General features: G+C 71.4%; 15 protein-coding genes. 4 read left to right on the top strand and 11 right to left on the bottom strand.

Features of this window, described 5'->3' with window-relative positions; genetic code table 11:
• Positions 1–702 carry a TylF/MycF/NovP-related O-methyltransferase gene (locus VGC13_RS32660; protein ID WP_331129556.1) on the bottom strand — a complete coding sequence of 234 codons (702 nt, stop codon included), beginning with the start codon at positions 700–702 and terminating at the stop codon, positions 1–3.
• A gap of 259 nt (positions 703–961) precedes the next feature.
• On the opposite strand from VGC13_RS32660, the gene VGC13_RS32655 reads away from it, so the two are divergent.
• From VGC13_RS32655 to VGC13_RS32640, 4 genes are read left to right on the top strand one after another with little or no spacing between them, the layout of a single operon-like run.
• Positions 962–1741 (top strand): nucleotidyltransferase family protein, encoded by a 780-nt coding sequence (locus VGC13_RS32655; protein WP_331129555.1) that lies wholly within the window; start codon positions 962–964, stop codon positions 1739–1741.
• On the top strand, positions 1738–2754 hold the full coding sequence (locus VGC13_RS32650) for a hypothetical protein (RefSeq protein ID WP_331129554.1): 1017 nt from the start codon (positions 1738–1740) through the stop codon (positions 2752–2754). The genes VGC13_RS32655 and VGC13_RS32650 overlap by 4 nt, the downstream gene beginning before the upstream one ends.
• A 26-nt stretch (positions 2755–2780) precedes the next feature.
• Positions 2781–3335 (top strand): D-sedoheptulose-7-phosphate isomerase, encoded by a 555-nt coding sequence (locus VGC13_RS32645; RefSeq protein WP_414683028.1) that lies wholly within the window; start codon positions 2781–2783, stop codon positions 3333–3335.
• A 5-nt stretch (positions 3336–3340) separates the two neighbouring features.
• Complete coding sequence (locus VGC13_RS32640; protein ID WP_331129552.1) at positions 3341–3907, top strand: HAD family hydrolase; 567 nt, start codon at positions 3341–3343, stop codon at positions 3905–3907.
• A 539-nt stretch (positions 3908–4446) separates the two neighbouring features.
• Here VGC13_RS32640 and VGC13_RS32635 read toward each other — a convergent pair.
• The 10 genes from VGC13_RS32635 to VGC13_RS32590 form a co-directional block, all read right to left on the bottom strand.
• Positions 4447–5694 (bottom strand): acyltransferase, encoded by a 1248-nt coding sequence (locus tag VGC13_RS32635; RefSeq protein WP_331129551.1) that lies wholly within the window; start codon positions 5692–5694, stop codon positions 4447–4449.
• 161 nt (positions 5695–5855) lie between these two features.
• Entirely contained in the window at positions 5856–7073 is a 1218-nt protein-coding gene (locus VGC13_RS32630; protein ID WP_331129550.1) for a hypothetical protein, read from the bottom strand.
• 65 nt (positions 7074–7138) lie between these two features.
• Positions 7139–8647 (bottom strand): lipopolysaccharide biosynthesis protein, encoded by a 1509-nt coding sequence (locus VGC13_RS32625; RefSeq protein WP_331129549.1) that lies wholly within the window; start codon positions 8645–8647, stop codon positions 7139–7141.
• Positions 8644–10275, bottom strand: a complete 1632-nt coding sequence (locus VGC13_RS32620; protein WP_331129548.1) for a hypothetical protein — start codon at positions 10273–10275, stop codon at positions 8644–8646. Before VGC13_RS32620 ends, VGC13_RS32625 begins: the two co-directional genes overlap by 4 nt.
• A gap of 34 nt (positions 10276–10309) precedes the next feature.
• A complete protein-coding gene (locus tag VGC13_RS32615) occupies positions 10310–11233 on the bottom strand; it encodes a hypothetical protein (protein ID WP_331129547.1) in 924 nt (307 codons plus the stop codon).
• Between the two features lie 2 nt (positions 11234–11235).
• The gene (locus VGC13_RS32610) at positions 11236–11898 is read right to left on the bottom strand and encodes a class I SAM-dependent methyltransferase (protein WP_331129546.1); all 663 of its coding nucleotides are present in this window, start codon (positions 11896–11898) and stop codon (positions 11236–11238) included.
• The gene (locus VGC13_RS32605) at positions 11895–12554 is read right to left on the bottom strand and encodes an acetyltransferase (RefSeq protein ID WP_331129545.1); all 660 of its coding nucleotides are present in this window, start codon (positions 12552–12554) and stop codon (positions 11895–11897) included. Before VGC13_RS32605 ends, VGC13_RS32610 begins: the two co-directional genes overlap by 4 nt.
• Complete coding sequence (locus VGC13_RS32600) at positions 12551–13612, bottom strand: GNAT family N-acetyltransferase (protein ID WP_331129544.1); 1062 nt, start codon at positions 13610–13612, stop codon at positions 12551–12553. The genes VGC13_RS32605 and VGC13_RS32600 overlap by 4 nt, the downstream gene beginning before the upstream one ends.
• A gap of 432 nt (positions 13613–14044) precedes the next feature.
• Positions 14045–15979 (bottom strand): asparagine synthase (glutamine-hydrolyzing), encoded by a 1935-nt coding sequence (gene asnB / locus VGC13_RS32595; RefSeq protein WP_331129543.1) that lies wholly within the window; start codon positions 15977–15979, stop codon positions 14045–14047.
• A gap of 948 nt (positions 15980–16927) precedes the next feature.
• On the bottom strand, positions 16928–18121 hold the full coding sequence (locus tag VGC13_RS32590) for a DegT/DnrJ/EryC1/StrS family aminotransferase (RefSeq protein WP_331129542.1): 1194 nt from the start codon (positions 18119–18121) through the stop codon (positions 16928–16930).
• Between the last annotated feature and the right edge of the window lie 39 nt (positions 18122–18160).

The following is an 18160-nucleotide window of genomic DNA, read 5'->3' as shown; positions in this document are numbered from 1 at the left end:
TCAGGGCGCGGTGCACGCGCGCACCACCATGCACTGGGCGGTGGGCAGGTAGCACGGGGTTTCGGGCTTGTCGGCGAAGAACTCGTCCACGGCCTGCCGGGCGCCGGGGCAGCTCAGGAACCCGTAGTCGTCGAAGATCATCACCCCGCCGGGAAGCAGGCGCGGGTAGAAGAACGCGCAGCAGTCGCGGACGGACGGGTAGATGTCCACGTCCACGTGCACGAACGAGAAGCGGGTGTCCCGCACCGGCTCGGCCGTCTGCGGAAAGAAGCCGGGGTAGAAGCGCACGTTGGGCGAGCCGGCCAGAAAGGCGCGCACCTCGTCCAGCGACGTCTCGGCGAAGTCGCCCTCGCGGTGCAGGTCGCGGGCGGCGTCCACCGCCGGCATCCCCGCGAAGGTGTCGAACAGGTGCACCGTGCGCCCCGTGGGCTGCACCGTGCGCGCCAGCAGCCGCGCCGTTCCCCCGCGGTACACGCCGACCTCGGCGACGTCGCCCCCCAGGGGGGCCGTGCTCCGCGCCTGCTGCCAGAGCATGTAGCAGCGAACCGGGTCCACCAGGGTGCGGCCCGCCACCCCCTCCATCACGCGCAGGAACTCGGCGTCGGTGTTCCACGGCTCGATGCGCCAGTGGCGCGTAAGGTGGAACTCGAAGCCCATCCGGTTCATCCCGGTGGTCAGCAGACGCTTGGCGGTGCGCTTCATTCCCGACCCGGCCTTCCCGGTGAACCGCGGGCTGGGCGCGGCCGCGCGACGGCGGGCCGCGCGGCTCAAATCCACCCGCGCGCAGCCGACGATCATACCATCCGGCACCCGGTCTGTCCAGTGCAGCCGCCCGCCGCGGGGCCCGCATCCGGCGCAAACACATGGCGCCGCCGTAGACGCGCGGCGGGCGGCGCGTTATCATGTGCCCCGCCGCGGGAACGCGCTCGCGCCCGCATCCGCACGCACGCGCCGCTCCTGCATGCCGCCCGCACCGCACACCGACGCCGCGCCGCCCCCGGTGGTCATCCTGGGGGGCGGGCTGGGAACCCGCCTGCGCTCCGTGGTCGCCGACCGCCCCAAGGTGCTGGCCCCCGTGCTGGGGCGCCCGTTCCTGGACCACCTGCTGCGCTTTCTGGCGGCGCAGGGGGTGCGCGAGGCGGTGGTGAGCACGGGGTACCGGGGCGAGCAGATCGACGCCTTCGTGGGCGCGCAGGACTACGGGGCGCTGCGGGTGCGCTGCGTGCGCGAGCGGGAGCCGCTGGGCACCGGGGGCGCCCTGCGCTGGGTGCTGGACCGCGAGGGGTGGACGGGCGCCTTCGCCGCGATGAACGGCGACACCTTCCTGGGGCTGGAGCTGGCCTCGCTGGCCGCCTTTCACCGCGCGCGGCCGGACGCGCTGGCGTCGGTGGCGCTGGCGCGGGTGCCGGCCACCGACCGCTACGGCCGGGTGGAGTCGGACCCCGCCACCGGGCGGGTGCGCGCCTTCGTCGAAAAGGCGCCGGGCCAGGGCCCCGGCTGGATCAACGCCGGTGTGTACCTGCTGGAGCCGGCGGCGCTCGCCGCGGTGCGCCCCGGCCAGGCCGCGTCGCTGGAGCGCGACGTGCTCGCGGCGCTGGCCGGCGGCGCCCTGTATGGGCACCGGCTGCCGTCCGCGCCGTTCCTGGACATCGGCACGCCCGAAGACTATGCCCGCGCGGCGCAGGTGCTGCCCCGCGCGGACGCACCGCATCCGCATCCCCCCGACCCCGTGACGCCGTGACCCAGATCATCCGCGCCCGCGCGCCGCTGCGCATCAGCTTCGCCGGCGGAGGCACCGACGTGCGCCCGTACTCCGACGAGCGCGGCGGGCTGGTGCTGAACGCCACCATCAACCGCTACGCCTACGTCACCCTGGTCCCCCGCGACGACGGCCGGGTGACGCTGCGCTCGCTGGACTACGGCAACGAGACGGCGTACGACGCCGCCGCCGGCGTGCCGCCCATGGACGGCACCATGGACCTGGCCAAGGGGGTGGTGCGCCGGCTGGAGACGGGGTCGCGGGGCTTCGACCTGTACACGCACACCGACTGCCCCCCGGGCTCGGGGCTGGGCGCGTCGTCGACGCTGGTGGTGGCCATGGTGTCGGCGGTGAACGCGTGGCTGCGGCTGGGGATCGACCGCTACGAGGTGGCGCGGGTGGCGTACCAGATCGAGCGCGAGGACCTGGGGATCGAGGGCGGGCGGCAGGACCAGTACGCGGCGGCGTTCGGGGGCTTCAACTTCATGGAGTTCCACGGCGACGTGGCGCTGGTGAACCCCCTGCGCATTCCGCCCGAGTGGGTGGGCGAGCTGGAGTACTCGCTGGTGCTGGCGTACACGGGCACCAGCCGCGTCTCGTCCGAGATCATCGCCAGCCAGATCGCCAACTACCGCAGCGGGAGCGCCGACCCGGTCGAGGCCATGGACCGCAGCAAGCAGTTCGCCATCGACCTGAAGCGGGTGCTGCTCACCGGCAAGTTCCGCCAGTTCGGCGAGATGCTGCACGAGGCGTGGCTGGAGAAGAAGCGGATGTCGGAAAAGATCTCCAATCCGCAGATCGACCACCTGTACGCTACGGCGCGCGAGGCGGGCGCCCTGGGGGGCAAGGTGTCGGGGGCGGGGGGCGGCGGCTTCATGTTCTTCTTCACCAGCTTCGACCGCCGGCAGCAGGTGGCGGCGGCGCTGCGCGCGCAGGGCGCGGACATCGTGGACTTCGGCTTTACCGAGATGGGAGCGCAGACATGGACGCTGTGACGGGGGGCGGCTGGGCGGCGGAGCAGGTGGAGGCCAGCATCCGCGCGCACGAGCAGGTGCGGGCGATGGTGCCGCTGCTGGAGGAGCTGGCGGGGCGGATGGCCCAGGTGTTCCGCTCCGGCGGCCGCGTGTACTTCTTCGGCAACGGCGGCAGCGCGGCCGACGCGCAGCACTGGGCGGCGGAGCTTTCGGGGCGCTTCTACCTGGACCGCCCCGGGCTGCCGGCGTTCGCGCTGACCACCAACACCTCCGAGATCACGGCCATCGGCAACGACTTCGGCTACGAGCTGACGTTTGCGCGGCCGCTGTCGGGGATGGCGCGCGAGGGCGACATGGCGGTGGGCATCAGCACCAGCGGCAACTCGCCCAACGTGGTGCGGGCGCTGGAGGCGGTGCGCGGCCGCGGCGTGGTCACCGTGGGCTTTACGGGCGCGGGGGGCGGGGCCATGGCCGAGCTCTGCGACATCTGCGTGCGGGCGCCCTCCACCGAGACGCCGCGCATCCAGGAGGTCCACGAGCTGTGCGGCCACGTGGTGTGCGGGCTGGTGGAGCGGCTGGTGTTTCCCGACGCCGTGCCCTGAGCTCCGTGCCCCCCCGCCCCGCCGTCTTCCTGGACCGGGACGGCACGCTGAACGTGGAGGTGCACTACCTGCACCGGGTACAGGACTTCGCCTGGATCCCCGGCGCGGTGGATGCCGTGGGCCGCCTGAACCGCGCCGGGCTGCCGGTGGTCGTCATCACCAACCAGGCGGCCGTGGCGCACGGGTACTGCGAAGAAGCCGACGTGCTGCGCATCCACCAGCACATGGCCGGCGAGCTGCGGGCGGCGGGGGCGTGGATCGACGCCTTCTACTACTGCACCTCGCACCCGCGGGCGCGGGTGGAGGCCCACCGCCGCGACGACCCGCGCCGCAAGCCGGGGACGGGGATGTTCGAGGAGGCCCTGCGCGACTGGGACGCGGACCCGGCCGCCTCGTGGATGGTGGGCGACCGGGGCACGGACCTGGAGCCCGCCGCGCGGCTGGGAATGCGGACGATCCTGGTGGAGACGGGCTACGGCGCGGCGGAAAAGGCGCACGTCCGCGCCGATCACGTGGTCCCCGACCTTCCCGCCGCGGTGGACCTCATCCTTCGCGCGCCGACTAGGGAATAGGGAACAGGGACTAGGGAATAGCCAGCAAGGGGAACTCACACCGTTTCTTCCGATTGGTCGTGCATGCAAAACGCTGAGGAATTCAACGCTCTCATCCTCATTCTCACCAGATCCTGAAAAAGAACAATCGTACAGAGGAACAGAGTCAGACAGAGAAAGCGAGCTGAAATATCATCTCGGTTCCCTGTCTTACTCTGTTCCTCTGTACTCATGAAGGTGTTGTTCTCCCGGATTCGGTATCGCACGGAGGACTCGGAGAAGACAAGAGGACCGGTTTCTCCTCCGTGCTCTCCGTGTGAGGCGGAAGGGGGGGATGGATGCGGATCGCCCCATGATCTCTGCGGCGCGCTGGAACAGGCCGTCCCCGACCCCTGATGCGCGATCCCGAAAACCGTCCGCCCACTCCACGATTCACCCAGCGGCACGCCTTTCAGCGGACTCCGGCAAAAGAACCATTCAGGCACAAAAGCAGAGGAAGCAGAGAACACTCCGCTTCCTCTGCTTCCTTGTGTAACGCGAGTCTTTTGCGGATTCGGGAGCTACTCGCGGGCTGCCCGCCGTCCGCGCGCATTCCCCAGGCCCGCGGGAACGAGCCGGCCGTAGTCCTCCGTCCGGCCGCGCAGCGCCCGGACGCGCGCCGCGAGCTTGGCCGGCCACTCGCGGTCCATGCAGGGCTTTTCGACCAGCAGAAAGTACACGGCGCTCACCGCCAGGACCGCCGGCACCACCAGCAGCACCTGCACCAGGTAGTGCACCAGGAAGTACCGGCTTTCGCCGATGCCGATGGTGAAGTCGCCCACGAAGGCAAAGATGGGGAAGTGCAGCAGGTAGATGGTGTAGCACATCCCCCCGGTGACCGCCAGCCACGGGTTCCCCACCACCCGCCGCGCCCAGGCGCCGCGAAAGCTGGCCATGCACATCAGCAGCGCCAGCCAGGGAAACAGCACCAGGCACAGCGCGTCGCTCTGGTTCCACGCCCAGACCAGCCCCGCCCAGCTCGCCACCCACACCGCGTCCCATCCGCGGTTCGCCGCGGGCGCCTGGCGCCAGTCCACCAGGAACACGTCGGCCAGCAGCACCCCCACCAGGAAGTACTGGATGTAGTCGAGAAGCGAGGGCGGCAGGTGGATGCCCGCCGCGGCCACCAGCAGCTGCCCCGCCACGGCGGCCGCGATCAGCCCCAGCACCGCCGCGCGCCGCCGCCACACCCCGGGAATGCCGTACAGCGCCGGCGCCAGCAGCGGGGCCAGGATGTACCACTGCACCTCGATCTCCAGCGACCACGCCACCACGCTGATGTTGCTGTCCTTGCCGTACAGCCAGTTGTGCACGTAGAAGAAGTGCGCGAGCAGCTCCGGAACGCGCGGAAGCCACTCCAGCCCCCGCACGATGTTCATCGCGACGAAGGTGCCCAGCATGGCCAGCAGGTACGGCGGCTCCAGGCGGGTGAGCCGCCGCGTGAAGTAGGCCGGCAGGTTCACCTTGCGGCCGCCGGTCAGCAGGTGCGCCGCAAACGGAAGCGCCAGGACGAAGCCGCTGATGATGAAGAACAGCTCCACGCCCTGGTTGCCGCGGTGCAGCAGGTACCGCAGGGGGTTCTCGTAGTTGCCCACCGCGTATTGCACACGCGAGGACTGCGCGACGTACCCCTCCAGGTGAAACAGCACCACCAGGGCGATGGAGAAGAAGCGAAGCCCGTCGATCTCGGGGATGAGCTGGCCGGAGGTGGTTCGGCGCGAGAGCGCGGAAAGAATCCGCGCGGAGGAGGGAAAACTGAACCGTCGCACGATGCTCGATCCCGGGCAGCAGCGTGGTCAAAGGATTTTGCAACGCCAGGCGTATCAGACATCCGGACGTCAGCACGGATGCTACAAGGTAAACGAATTGGCGCGTTTGCGCCACCGTGCAGGACGCCCTGCCCCGCGGCGGCCGGTGCCGGGGCGGCCGCTCAATCCAGCCGCTTCACGCCGCCCCCGGGGTCCGAAACGCGCAGCGGCGCGTCGGCCGACTCCAGGCCCAGCACCGTGGTGCGCCGCGCCCGCGGCTCCACCCGCAGGTGCGGGTGCGCCGTGCCCGACTGGTAGAAGATCACGCCCGTGACCAGCGTTCCCACGCCGTTCTCGATCCACAGGGCGGGCCCGCGCAGCGCGTCGCAGTCCACGGACAGCCCGTCGATGCGCGTGCCCCGCGCGGGCTCGGGGCCCGTTCCCCGCACCCGCACCGCGCCGGCCACGCTCTCCAGCCGCCCCCCGTTCACCCGCGCGTTGAACGTGGCGCCGATCTCGTAGACCCACATGCCGCACTGCTCGGCGTGGTTTTCCTCGAACAGCACCGTGCCCGTGGAGTGGCCGCAGGTAAAGGCCGCCACCGGGGCGGTGCGCGACGCGTGCATCCACACCAGCACGCAGTCGCGCACCACCGTGCCGTTGGCGGTGGGGGGCACCCGCACCGCCTGGTTGCAGTACTGGAACCGGCACGCCTGCACCCGCACCACGTAGCTCACCCCCCGGCGGGCGTCGTCGTACCCCAGCGCCACCCCGCACCCCAGCCCCTGGAAAAAGCACCCGGTCACCCCGGCCCAGTACAGCCCCACCAGGCGAATGCCCACGCCCCGGTGGTCGTGCGGCGTGCGCCAGGGGGGCATGGGCCCGCCGGACGCGTTGACGATGGACAGGTTGGCCACCTCGGCCCCGACCGCCGTGTCCATGCCGCCGCCGCTGCCGCGAACCCCCGACCGGATGCGGACCACCTCCAGGTCCGCCGGGGCGCCCGCGGGCCACGCCTCCACCCGCAGCTGGGCCCCCCGCGCGGGGCCCAGCATCCGCACGGGCCGGTACTTGTCCGCCTGCACCAGGTCCAGCGCGGGGCCCCAGCCCCCCTCCCGGCGGCGGGGGCGCACCCGGTACGTCCCCGCGGGGACGAACAGGTCCGTCCCCTCCGCGCCCGCCGCGGCCCACGCCGCCTCGAACGCCGGGCCCCAGTCCTCCTCCGGGCCCCCCCGCGCCAGCACGTGGTCGGCGAAGTCCGTCACCACCTGTACGCCGGTCGCGCCGTCCACGAGCGGCGCCGTGGACGGCCGCTCCACGGCGGCTGCGCCGGCGGGGGCGTCGGAGCAGGCCGCGCCCAGGGTGGCCACCGCGGCGGCCAGGTATTCGCGTCGGTTCACGGGGCCCTCCGGGGGGTGCACGGGTCGGGTGAAAGGGGCGCGCGGCCGGGGCGCAAGGTCGTGCGTCACGGCCGGCGAAGCCGCGCCAGCCCGCCCGAGCGGGCCAGCACCAGCAGCGGGGGAAGGGCCACGGCGGCGGCCAGCAGCGCGCGCACGCCCACCGCTGCGGGGGTGGGAAATTCCGCCAGCAGCCCCCGCCCGTCCAGCAGGTACGCCACCGTGGGAACGGCCAGCGAGCCCGCGGCGGCCAGCGCCAGGGGAAGCCGGCGAAAGGGAATGGGGTGGCTGCGCTGGCCCGTGGCGAGGATGACCGCGGCGGAGGCCATGGACCCCAGCACGTAGGTCGCGCCCGCCGCCTGCACCCCCCAGCGGGGCGCCGCCCACGCCAGCAGCGCCAGGTTCAGCGCCCCGCCCGCCACGAAGCCCAGCGTGTTCCAGTAGGTGCGCCGCGCCCACGCGTTCCCGGCGCCGATGATCCCCGTGGCCCCGTTCCACAGCAGCCCGAAGCCCAGGAAGCCCAGCAGCGGCCCCGCCGCCTCGTACCCCGGCCCCGCCACCAGCCTCGCCACCGGCGCGCCGGCAAAGGCCAGCACGCCGCACAGGGCGAACATCGCCGCCAGGTACATCCCCAGGACCCGGTCGAAGACGGGCTCCGAGCCCTCTTCCTCGAACAGGCGCATGGCCATGGGGTCCCACGAGGTGCGGAACGCCGTGTCCAGGATGGCCACCACCGCCGCCAGCCGCGCCGCGACTCCAAAGACGCCCAGGTCCGCCATCGACAGCGAGAACGCCAGCACGTAGCGGTTGGCGTAGTTCTGCCCCCACTTCGAAAGGACGGAAGGGACCAGCGGCAGGCCGTAGCCCAGCAGCGCGCGGGCGTGCGCCGGGTCGTAGCGCCAGGCGTACACCCCGCGGCGCACCCACACCGCCGCGGCGCCCCAGACCAGCTTGGAAAGGAACAGCCCCCACAGCACGCCCCCCACCCCCATCCCCAGCCACACCACCGCGCCGATGCTGAACAGCGCGCTGGTCGCCACGTCGCCCAGCGAAAAGGCCACGTACAGCCGCGGCCGCCGCTCGAAGCGAAACACCAGCTGGGAAAGCCCGAAGAGCTGCTGGGGGACCAGCGCCGCCACCACGGGGAGGAACACCGTCCACCCGCCCACCGCCGCCAGCTGGTCGTCCAGCAGCCACAGCGCCAGCGGCGCCAGCGCCGTCCAGGCCAGCGCGTTGCGCAGGTACAGGCGCACCGCCGTTCCCATCAGCACCGGCAGCTCGCCCCGGTCGCGGGCCGCGTAGTAGCCGCGCGCCACCCCCGACACGATCTGCAGCTCGGCCAGCATGAAGAGCACCACCGAGGTGGTGGTCAGCAGGTCCAGCACCCCGTACTCCGCCGGGGCAAAGAGGCGCGTGTAGACGGGGAGGAGAAGAAAGCCCACGAAGCGGCTGGCGATGGCCCCCAGCCCGTACAGCGCCGAGTCCTTCAGCAGCCCGCGCAGCCCCCGCGGCTCCCCGTCGCCGGCGCCGCGCCCGCCGGCCGCCGCGGGCGCGGCCGCCGGGGTGTCCGCGCTCACGGGCGTCCCGCTTCGCCCGCGTGCGCCGGCGCGGGCTCCGCGGCGCGCCCGCCCGCCCGGGCCGCCGTCAGGTCCAGCACCAGGTACCCCTCGTTCTCGTACAGCACGGCGTAGTCGTCCAGCGGGTACGCGGGGCCCGCGCGCCCCCCCGCCCCGCGCAGCGCCTTCTTGTCGAACACGGCCGTGTCGTACCCCAGCCGCTCGCGCAGCAGGCGCAGGTCGGGGTTGGGAAAGGGATGGTGCCCCACCCACAGCAGCTTTGCCGCCGCGATGGACGAAGGCGTGGTGGGGCCCGGCCCCGCGTCGGCCAGGTGGTGCGTCTCGAAGGCCACCCGGCGCGCCAGGTACAGCGGCACGGAGAGCACCGAGCGCGGCCCCGCCATCCCGTTCATCGCCGAAACCAGCTCCGTCCAGTGCGGGTCCTTCCCCACCTGCCCCTTCATCCGCACGAAGGCGGTGCAGTAGGCAAAGTCCAGCACCAGGTGCAGCGACAGCAGCCCCACCGCGCCCGCGGCGGCCCAGTCCAGCGGCGCCGTGGAGAGCGCGGCGGCGGCCAGCAGGGAAAAGGGGAGGACCGCGAAGTTCACGTAGCGGTGCGCCTCGCCCAGAAAGCGCAGCCCGGGCAGGCTGATGGCCGCCATCAGGAACACCGGCGCCACCGCCCACAGCGCCAGCAGCCGCGCCGCCGCCGGGTCGCCGCCGCCGGCCGGGGGCGCGCCCCCCATCACCCACGCGGCCACCACCACCCACAGCGCCGGCGCCTGCACCAGGAAGGTGGCCGCGGGGCCCGACGAGACGTTGAACGCCCACAGCGCCATCTGCTTGGGGCTCTGCATGGCGGTCCGCACCCCGCGCAGCCGGCTGGACGAGCCCACCAGCGACACGTGCTGCCACTGCATCTCGCGGGCGTAGTAGTCCAGGTACCGCAGGTGCGAGATGAACACCTGGTGGTAGTGCCCCGCCGAGAGCAGGTACGCCGCCGCCACCGCCGCAAAGGGCAGCAGGGCGACCGTCGGGCTTGCCATCCACACCCCCAGCGGCACCCACACCAGGAACAGCGCCTGCAGCGCGAACTTGCTGGAAAGCGCCAGCAAGGCAAAGCACAGCACCGCCGCCGCGTACCCCCACGGGCTCCCCGTGTGGGCAAAGACCAGCGCCCCGCTCCCCGCCGCGAACAGCAGCTCGCCAAAGCCCCGCGCGGTGATCTCGAACGCGCGCAGCGGGCGGGCCGAAAGCAGCAGCGGACTGGTGGAGGCCAGCAGCCCCGCCAGCAGCAGCTGGGGCCCGCTCAGCCCCGCCCGCGCGCCCACGGCAAAAAGGACGAGGAGGAGCAGGCAGTCCACGACGCCGCCCCACAGCGGCTCGATGGCCAGCACCGCGCGGCGCGGCAGGCGGGCCAGCAGCCAGTGCATTCCCCAGGGATAGGAGATCTGCGCCGAGTGGGGCGTGCAGCGCGGCAGGGTGCTGAACGCCTCCGCCCCCCGCTCGCGGATGGCGTCGATGTAGAACAGGTGGAACAGCGCGTCGAACCCGCGCGCCGCCGGGTTCGCCACCACCAGGGTGGGAAGCGCCCGCGTCGCGAAGGTGAACAGGAGCAGCGCCGCCGCCCCCAGCCAGAAGGGTGTCACTCGGTTGCCTTGAAGGATGCCGGGCGGCGCGGGGTCACCCCCCGGCGCCCGCGGTCTCCGGGGTGGCCAGGCCAAGGCCCGTGCGCCCGAACCCGTTGCCGTTGTAGAGCATGCGGCGCACGCCGTTCACCATCCCCACCCAGGGGTAGGCCAGCGCCTCGCCGTCCCATCCGCCGTCGGAGGGCTCGATCCCCGCCTCGTCGTCGCGCCGGGTCCAGTCCATCCCGTCCCCCGACTCGGCGTAGCCGATGCGGTACCCTTCGCCCCAGTTGGACGAGTACCACATCCGGTACACGCCGTCCTCAAGCCGCACGCAGGGGCGCGCCACGTTGCGCTCGCCCGGCTTCAGGCCGATGGCCACGTGCCCGTCGCGGCGCCACGCCACCCCGTCGTCCGACTCGGCGTACTTCAGGTGATAGTACGAGTGCAGCCCGTCGGCCGCGCGCTCCCAGCGAAAGCCCGAGACGTACCACATCCGCCACCGCCCGCCGTCCTTCATCACGAACGGCGAGGTGACCAGGCAGGGGTCGTGCTCGCTCCGCGCCAGGACCGGCGCGCGCGACACGCGGCGGAAGGTGAGCCCCCCGTCCTCGCTGACCGCCAGGCCGATGGTGGAGTAGAACAGCGGCGGCGTGGGGCCGGGGTTCCAGCCGATGTAGTACAGGTACAGCGCCCCCTCGTGCTCCACCACCGAGGCGGGATACACCCCGTGGTCGTCGAAGTGGCCCAGCGGCCCGGGCTCCATCACCGGCGCCTCCGCCTCCCTCAGCACCGTGCCGGTGGCCAGGTCGGCCTCCACCCAGCCGATGCTGGAGCGGTTCTGCTCGTCGCGCGAGGCAAAGAAGACGCGGCAGACGTCGCCCTCCAGGGGAAGCGCCACCGGGAGCGAGGCGTGGCTGCGCGCCCACGGGCGCTCGCCCGAGGGCGCGTACAGCAGCCCCTGCTTTCTCCACCGCACCCTTACCCCTCCGTCCGCACCAGCAGGGTCCACTCGTACAGCGGGTAGTCGTGCAGCAGCGACACGTGGCGCGACACGTTGCGCTTGCAGAAGTCGAAGAACCACAGCGGGTCCGCGTAGTACAGGTTCTCGGCCTTCCAGTCCACGTAGGTGCTGAGCAGGTTGAACGAGAACCCCTTCGCCGACATGTCCCGCAGGTGCAGCAGCATGTCGGTGACGTAGCCCCGCCAGGCGTCGTCCTCGGCGCCCATCTTTACGTTGAAGGTGCCCGAGACGAACGAGTAGTCGGCGCGCTTCAGCAGCCGGGGGCTGTTCACCAGCTCCACCCGCGGGTCGTCGGCAAAGCCGCGGGCGGCGCGCAGCATCTCGTCGCTGATGTCGCACCCCCAGTACCCCGTGAGCCCCGCGCCGAAGCGCCCGTCCAGGTAGCGGAACATGGCGCCGTAGCCGCACCCCAGGTCGTTCACCGTGAACCCGTCGGCCGCCGATTGCGGCGTGACCAGCTCCGACAGCTTGTCGAAGCGCAGCAGTTGCGAGCCCTCGTCCTTCCACCCCACGCTCTTCGAGGCCAGGCCGTGCTCCTGCAGGTTGCCGGTGTACATCTCGGCCACCCCCTCCAGCGCGCGCTCCACCGCGCCGTCCCGCCCGTCCGTGGGCGCGCTCACATGCGGATCTGGTCGCTGGTCCGGGCGTCCGGCTCGGTGCGGCGCGGGACGTACACTTCCTTGTCCTGGGTGTCCTTCATGAGGATGGCGCCGCCGCCGATCACGTTGTACTGCCCCAGGGTGATGCCGTCGCGCAGGGTGGCGTTCACCCCCACGAACGAGTAGTCGCCCACGCGGCAGTGGCCCGAGACCACCACGTGCGAGGTGATGAAGCAGTTGCTGCCGATGGTGCTGTGGTGCCCGATGTGGTTGCCGCTCCACATCACCACGTTGTCGCCGATGGTGACGAACGGCTGCAGGGTGTTGTCCTCGAAGATGAAGCAGTTGTCGCCGATCTTCGTATCCCCCCAGTGCGTGCACTTTGAGCTCACGTAGGTCAGCAGCGTGTACCCCTTCTCCCGCGCCTGGGCGCAGACGTCGGCGCGCACGCGGTTGACCCCCTTGTACCCCACGGCTACGTACATCTGGTGCGACTCGGGCGGGTGCGTCTCGTGCAGCCGCTCGAAGGGGACCACGGGAAGCCCCCGCAGCTCCGTCTCCTGCAGGTGCGCCTCGTGGACGGTAAAGGCCACCACCTCGTGCTCGCTGTCGTGGGTCAGGTAGAACTGCACCACCTCGGCGAAGCTCCCCGTTCCAAAGACCACCACCTTGCTCATTCGCTCTCCTCGGCTTGGACGGCCGCGGCGGGTGCGGCGCCCGCCAGGGCCTGAAAGGGAACCACGAAGAACCCCGGCGCCAGCGCCAGCAGCGCGGCCCGGTCCCGTTGCAGCAGCGACGGGTCGTTCAGCGCGGTCAGGTACTCGTAGCGGCGGTCCTCCGCCGCCCACTTGCGCTTGAAGCGGTACACCCCGGTCTGGCTTTCCCAGGTGCCGCCCCAGTTCCACCACCGGTAGCCGCGCCGGGCCGCGTCGGCCATGGCGGTCATCACGATCAGCGGCAGCGCCTGCGACGAGCGGTGCTCCGCGCTGGTGGCGGGGGTAAAGTACTCCGCCGTCTTTCCGTAGTAGAAGGCCAGCAGCGCGGCGACGACCGCGCCGTCCTTGCGCGCCACCCACAGGTCGTAGTCGATCCCGGGGCGAAAGTGCTCGGGGTACAGCGCAAAGAAGCGCTCCGACTTGGCCGCGCCGCCGATGGCCGTGATGTTCTCCTGGTGCATCCGCCGCAGCGCGTCGGTCTCGCCGGGGTCGGTCTCCACCGTGATCCCCTCGCCCATCGCCTTCCTGACGTTGCGGCGCGCGGACGAGTCCACGGCCGCCATCAGCGCGCTCCACGGATCGTCCGCGTCCGCCGGCAGCGGCGTCAGCTGGCCGATGCGATGGTCCGTCAGCTCGTGGACGATCCCTTCGGGGTGGGGCGGGGCCAGCGGGTTGCCGACGATGGTGGAGGCCAGGGTGCCGGGGGCGCGGGCCAGGGCGTTGTACTCGGCCACCAGCATGTGCACGGCCTGGGGCTCGTCGGCCAGGATGCCGCCGTTGCTGCCGTAGTAGGGAAGCGAGTTGTACACCCGCCCCTCGGGGGTATCCAGGTACAGCAGGGGAAGCGACCCCACGATCTCGCCGTCGCGCACCGCGGCCAGCGAGTGCGCCCGGCACCCCAGCAGCGCGCGCAGGAAGTCGCGATAGCGCGGCGACTGGTAGAAGAGCGCGCTGTCGTGGCGGGCCAGGTGCCGCTCGTACGCGTCATCCACCGCGGGGGTGAGAACTTCGATCTTCACGAGGAAAAGCGGGCCGCTGGGCGCGAGAAACGGGGAAGGCGGGCCTGCGTCCACGTCGTACGCCGCCGCCCGCGCGGCACGTCCGGCCGGCGTTCGGCAGGCAACGTATCACGGCCCGGCGGCGCGGGCAACGGACCGCCGCCGCGGCGCAAACCGAGGAGAGAACAACGGTGGAACGGCCCCCGTTCGCGCCCGCAAAAGAATGGGCCTCACACGGAGTCAACGGAGTCAACGGAGTTTTCTCGTGCCGTTTCCTCGGCTCTCATCCCGAATCCCGGGAAACAACACCTTTGGGTACAGAGGAACAGAGTCAGACAGAGGAAGCTCGCGTTCTCTGTCTGACTCTGTTCCTCTGTACGATCATTCTTTTTTCAGGACCTGGCATCACGGATTCAGGTCAACGCCGTCTTTCCAGGGATTCGGGATGGCGCGTCAGCCGGAGGCGATCGCCGAGGCCTCGGGCGCGACGCCGGGAGCGGGCGCGCCGGCCAGGAAGGCGCGGCACCACTCCTCGAACGAGAGCAGAGACCACAGGAGCAGGCGATGGTTCTCGCGGCCGTCCATGTGGCGGCGCACCACCTCGCGCACGTACTCGGGGCGGATCCACTCCGCGCTCACCGTGTCGCTCGACAGCAGCATCCGCTCGACGAACGCGCGGTTGGGCCCGCGCGCCCACGACTCCTCCGGCGCCGAGAACCCCTGCTTGCGGCGCTCGATGGTCTCGCGGGGAATCAGGTGCGCCATGGCGTGGCGAAGCACCTGCTTGCCGTCGTCCGTCTCCACGTAGCCCAGGAAGCGCCGCGCCTCGTCGTCCGACATCGCCTTGAAGCGCTCGAAGTTCCCCAGCTTCAGGTTCACGGGAATGCGCTGCGCCAGGGCCACCAAGTCGTCGTCCAGAAACGGCACCCGCTCTTCCAGCGAGTGCGCCATGGCCAGCCGGTCGCCCACGATCAGCAGCCCGTGCAGAAAGGTCTTGGCCTCGAACCACAGGGTGTTCCCCACCAGGTCCTCGGGGGTGTCGTACCCCAGCGCCGGGTTGTCCGTGAACATCTTGCGGAACGCCTGCCGCGGCCCGTCCGGGTCCGTCGCGGCCAGCACGCCGGGCTGAAAGAAGGCCGCGCGGTCGCCGTCCTTTACCAGCCGCTGCCAGTAGGCGTAGTAGCCGTCCAGGAACGCCTCGCGCCCGCCGGCCCGGAACACCTTGTAGTACCGCCAGGGATAGCCGCCGAACAGCTCGTCGCCCCCCGCGCCGGAAAGGCAGACGGTGACGAACTTGGACGCCAGGCGGGCGGCCAGGTAGTTGGGGTAGCTCATCCCCACCCGCAGGTCTTCCAGGTGGCGCACCACCGCGGGAAGGGTGGCGGGAAGGTCGGCCGGGGCGATCACCTGCTCGAAGTGCTCCGTGCCGAAGCGCGCGGCCATCGCCTCGGCGGCGGTGCGCTCGTCGTAGCCGGCCTCCACGCCCTCCACCCCCTGCACCTGAAAGCCGCAGGTAAAGGTGGAAAGGCGCGGCAGGCTGCGCGCGGCCACCGCGGCGATGGAGCCGCTGTCCATTCCCCCGGACAGGTAGCTCCCCACCGGCACGTCGCTCACCATCTGGCGGTCGACGGCGCGGGTAAAGGCGGCCAGCGTCTGCGCCTCGGCATCGTGCGCGGTCAGCGAGGCGTCGGGGCGGCTGAAGTCGAAGTCCCAGTAGCGGCGCCGGTGCAGCACCGCGCGGGCGCCCTCGTCAGGGTCGATGGAGGCGATGGTGCCCGGGTCCAGCAGCGACACGCCTTCGAAGAGCGTGTGCTGGCCCAGCAGGTTCTGAAAGGTGAAGTACTCCACCACGGCGGCGGGATCCAGCCCGGCGCGCCCCTCGGGGTGCGCCAGCAGGGCGCGGACCTCGGAGCCAAAGAGGAGCGTGCTGCCGCGGCGGGCGGTGTACAGGGGCTTGATGCCGTAGCGGTCGCGCACCAGGAACAATCGCCGGATGCGCGCGTCCCACAGCGCAAAGGCGAACATCCCGTTGCAGCGGCGCACGAAGTCGATGCCGTCCAGCAGGTACCCCGCCAGCAGCACCTCGCTGTCGGTGCGCGAGCGAAAGGCGTAGCCGCGCTGCGCGTACTCTCGGCGCAGGTCGCGAAAGTTGTACACCTCGCCGTTGTACACCAGCGCCACCTGGCCGTCCGCCGAGAACATGGGCTGGCGGCCGGCGTCGGAGAGGTCGATGATGGCCAGGCGCCGGTGCGCCAGCCCCACCGGCCCGTCGGTGTGAAAGCCGTCGCCGTCGGGCCCGCGGTGCGCGAGCGCGTCGCCCATCAGCCGCAGCTCACGGGGGTTGACCGAGCTTCCGTCCAGCCGCACGGCGCCGGCGATTCCACACATCGGCTAATTACCTGTTCCCTAGACCCCAGCATGTGCCGACACGGGCAGAGCCCCGCGCCGGCCTGTACGCCTACCCGATCCTGCTACCCCAATCCGCGGAACCCATCCCGGGCATCGCCCGGAAACCGTGGTGCAGAGCCTGCGGAAAACCTGTCATTCTGAGGAAGCGCCCACCCCGAACTTGCGGAAAAACCGCGGGGCGCATTGGCGCGACCGAAGAATCTCCCTCCCCTCGCGCGGGCCCCTCCCGGGCATCGCCCGGGAACCATCCCCATACAGAGCCCGCGGAAAAACCTGTCATTCTGAGGGAGCGCCCTCCCCGAACTCGCGGAAAAACCGCGGAGCCGGTTGGCGCGACCGAAGAATCTCCTTCCCCTCGCGCGGAGGCCTCTCCCGGGCATCGCCCGGGAACCCCGCGTGGCCGCGAGATCACGCCGCCCGACGTGCAGATTCTTCGGTCGGCGCCACACTCTCGGGCGAACGGAAAACCCTGCGCGGCGCCTCCCTCAGAATGACAGGTTTGTCAAGCTTTGGGCAATCCTCATCCTGACCCGCAGGGCATCGCCCGGGAACCCCGCGTGGCCGCGAGATCTTGCCGCCCGACATGCAGATTCTTCGGTCGGCGCCACACTCTCGGGCGAACGGAAAACCCTGCGCGGCGCCTCCCTCAGAATGACAGGTTCGTCAAGTTTTGCGCAATCCTCATCCTGACCCGCAGGGCATCGCCCGGGAACCCCGCGTGGCCGAGAGATCCTGCCGCCCGACGTGCAGATTCTTCGGTCGGCGCCATGCTCTCGGGCGAACGGAAAACCCTGCGCGGCGCCTCCCTCAGAATGACAGGTTCGTCAGGTCTGGTCTGACCCCCCGTAGAGGCCGGCGCGGTCCCGCGCCGATGGCGCAGACGGAGCGAGGCGCGGGAAACGATCCCGCGCCTCGCCAGTCCGTCCCTCAGGCGAAGTTGGCCTGCAGCTCTTCCACCACCGCGTCGAGGTCCGCGTCCGTCATCTGCGTGGCCACGGGGAGCGTCAGCGACAGCCGGTCCGCCAGCACCGCGTTGGGAAACTGCTCCGGGCGCAGGCCGTACTTGTCGCGGTACACGTCCAGCAGCACCGGCGCGTGCGTCCCCTGCCGGGTCGAGATCCCCATCTCCTCCAGCCGCATCATCAGCGCGTTGCGGCGCTCGTGCAGCGCTTCCACGTTCGCCAGCGTGGGCGCCTCGGGGCGAAAGAGCGTCACGTAGCTCTGGTAGCCGTGCACGTACCCCTCGGGCACCAGCGGCGCGTCCAGCCACTCCACCCCGCGCAGCCGCGCGTCGTACCCGGCGGCCACGGCGCGGCGCCGGTCCAGGATGGCGTCGGCGCGGTCCATCTGCACCGAGCCCAGGGCGCCCTGGATGTCCGTCATCCGGTAGTTGTACCCCACCACCCTGTACTCGGCCAGCAGGAACGCCGCCTTGGCGTGGTGCCGCTGGTGGTCGGTGCGGCTGGCGCCGTGGTCGCGCAGGCTGCGGCAGGCGGCCGCCAGGCGCTCGTCGTCCGTCGTGACCATCCCCCCCTCGCCGGTGGTGATGGACTTGCGCGGGTGGAACGAAAAGCACCCCGCGTCGCCGAACGTCCCCGCGTGCCGCTCGCCGATCCACGCGCCAAAGCCGCACGCCGCGTCCTCCACCACCCACAGCCCGTGCTTCTCGGCCAGCGCGTTCACCCCCGGCATGTCGGCGCACAGGCCGAACAGGTGCACGGGAAGCAGGCCCACCGTGCGGTCCGTCACCAGCGACGCCGCCTGCTCCACGTCGATGTTGAAGGTGGCCAGGTCCACGTCGCAGAACACCGGCTTCGCGCCCTCGTACTCGATGACGTTGGCCGTCGACACCCAGGTAAAGGCGGGGACGATGACCTCGTCGCCCGGCTTGAGCCCCAGCGCCTTGACGGCCAGGTGCAGCGCCGTGGTGCACGACGAGGCGGCGATGGAGTGCCCCGCGCCCGTGTAGGCCGAGAACTTTCCCTCGAACTCCGCCACCTTCGGCCCCTGCACCACCCAGCCGCTGGCCAGCGGCTCCTGCACCGCCGCCGCCTCTTCGGGCCCGAACACGGCGCGGGTGATGGGCAGGTCGTACTTCTTTGCGTTCGCGAGCATGGTCATGGTCTGGCTGCCTGCCTGGGGTTCCCGCCGGTTGCCGCG

It is taken from the genome of Longimicrobium sp. (assembly GCF_036399255.1).
Classification (GTDB): domain Bacteria; phylum Gemmatimonadota; class Gemmatimonadetes; order Longimicrobiales; family Longimicrobiaceae; genus Longimicrobium.
Note: the sequence above shows the minus strand (reverse complement) of the source record. Positions and strands in the feature narration are given on the sequence as shown.

What these genes read in the sequence shown, in the direction of transcription:
- VGC13_RS32605 (WP_331129545.1), bottom strand. Translation starts at nt 12,554, where the DNA reads ATGAGCAAGGTGGTGGTCTTTGGAACGGGGAGCTTCGCCGAGGTGGTG.
- VGC13_RS32590 (WP_331129542.1), bottom strand. Translation starts at nt 18,121, where the DNA reads ATGACCATGCTCGCGAACGCAAAGAAGTACGACCTGCCCATCACCCGC.
- VGC13_RS32655 (WP_331129555.1), top strand. Translation starts at nt 962, where the DNA reads ATGCCGCCCGCACCGCACACCGACGCCGCGCCGCCCCCGGTGGTCATC.
- VGC13_RS32660 (WP_331129556.1), bottom strand. Translation starts at nt 702, where the DNA reads ATGAAGCGCACCGCCAAGCGTCTGCTGACCACCGGGATGAACCGGATG.
- asnB (WP_331129543.1), bottom strand. Translation starts at nt 15,979, where the DNA reads ATGTGTGGAATCGCCGGCGCCGTGCGGCTGGACGGAAGCTCGGTCAAC.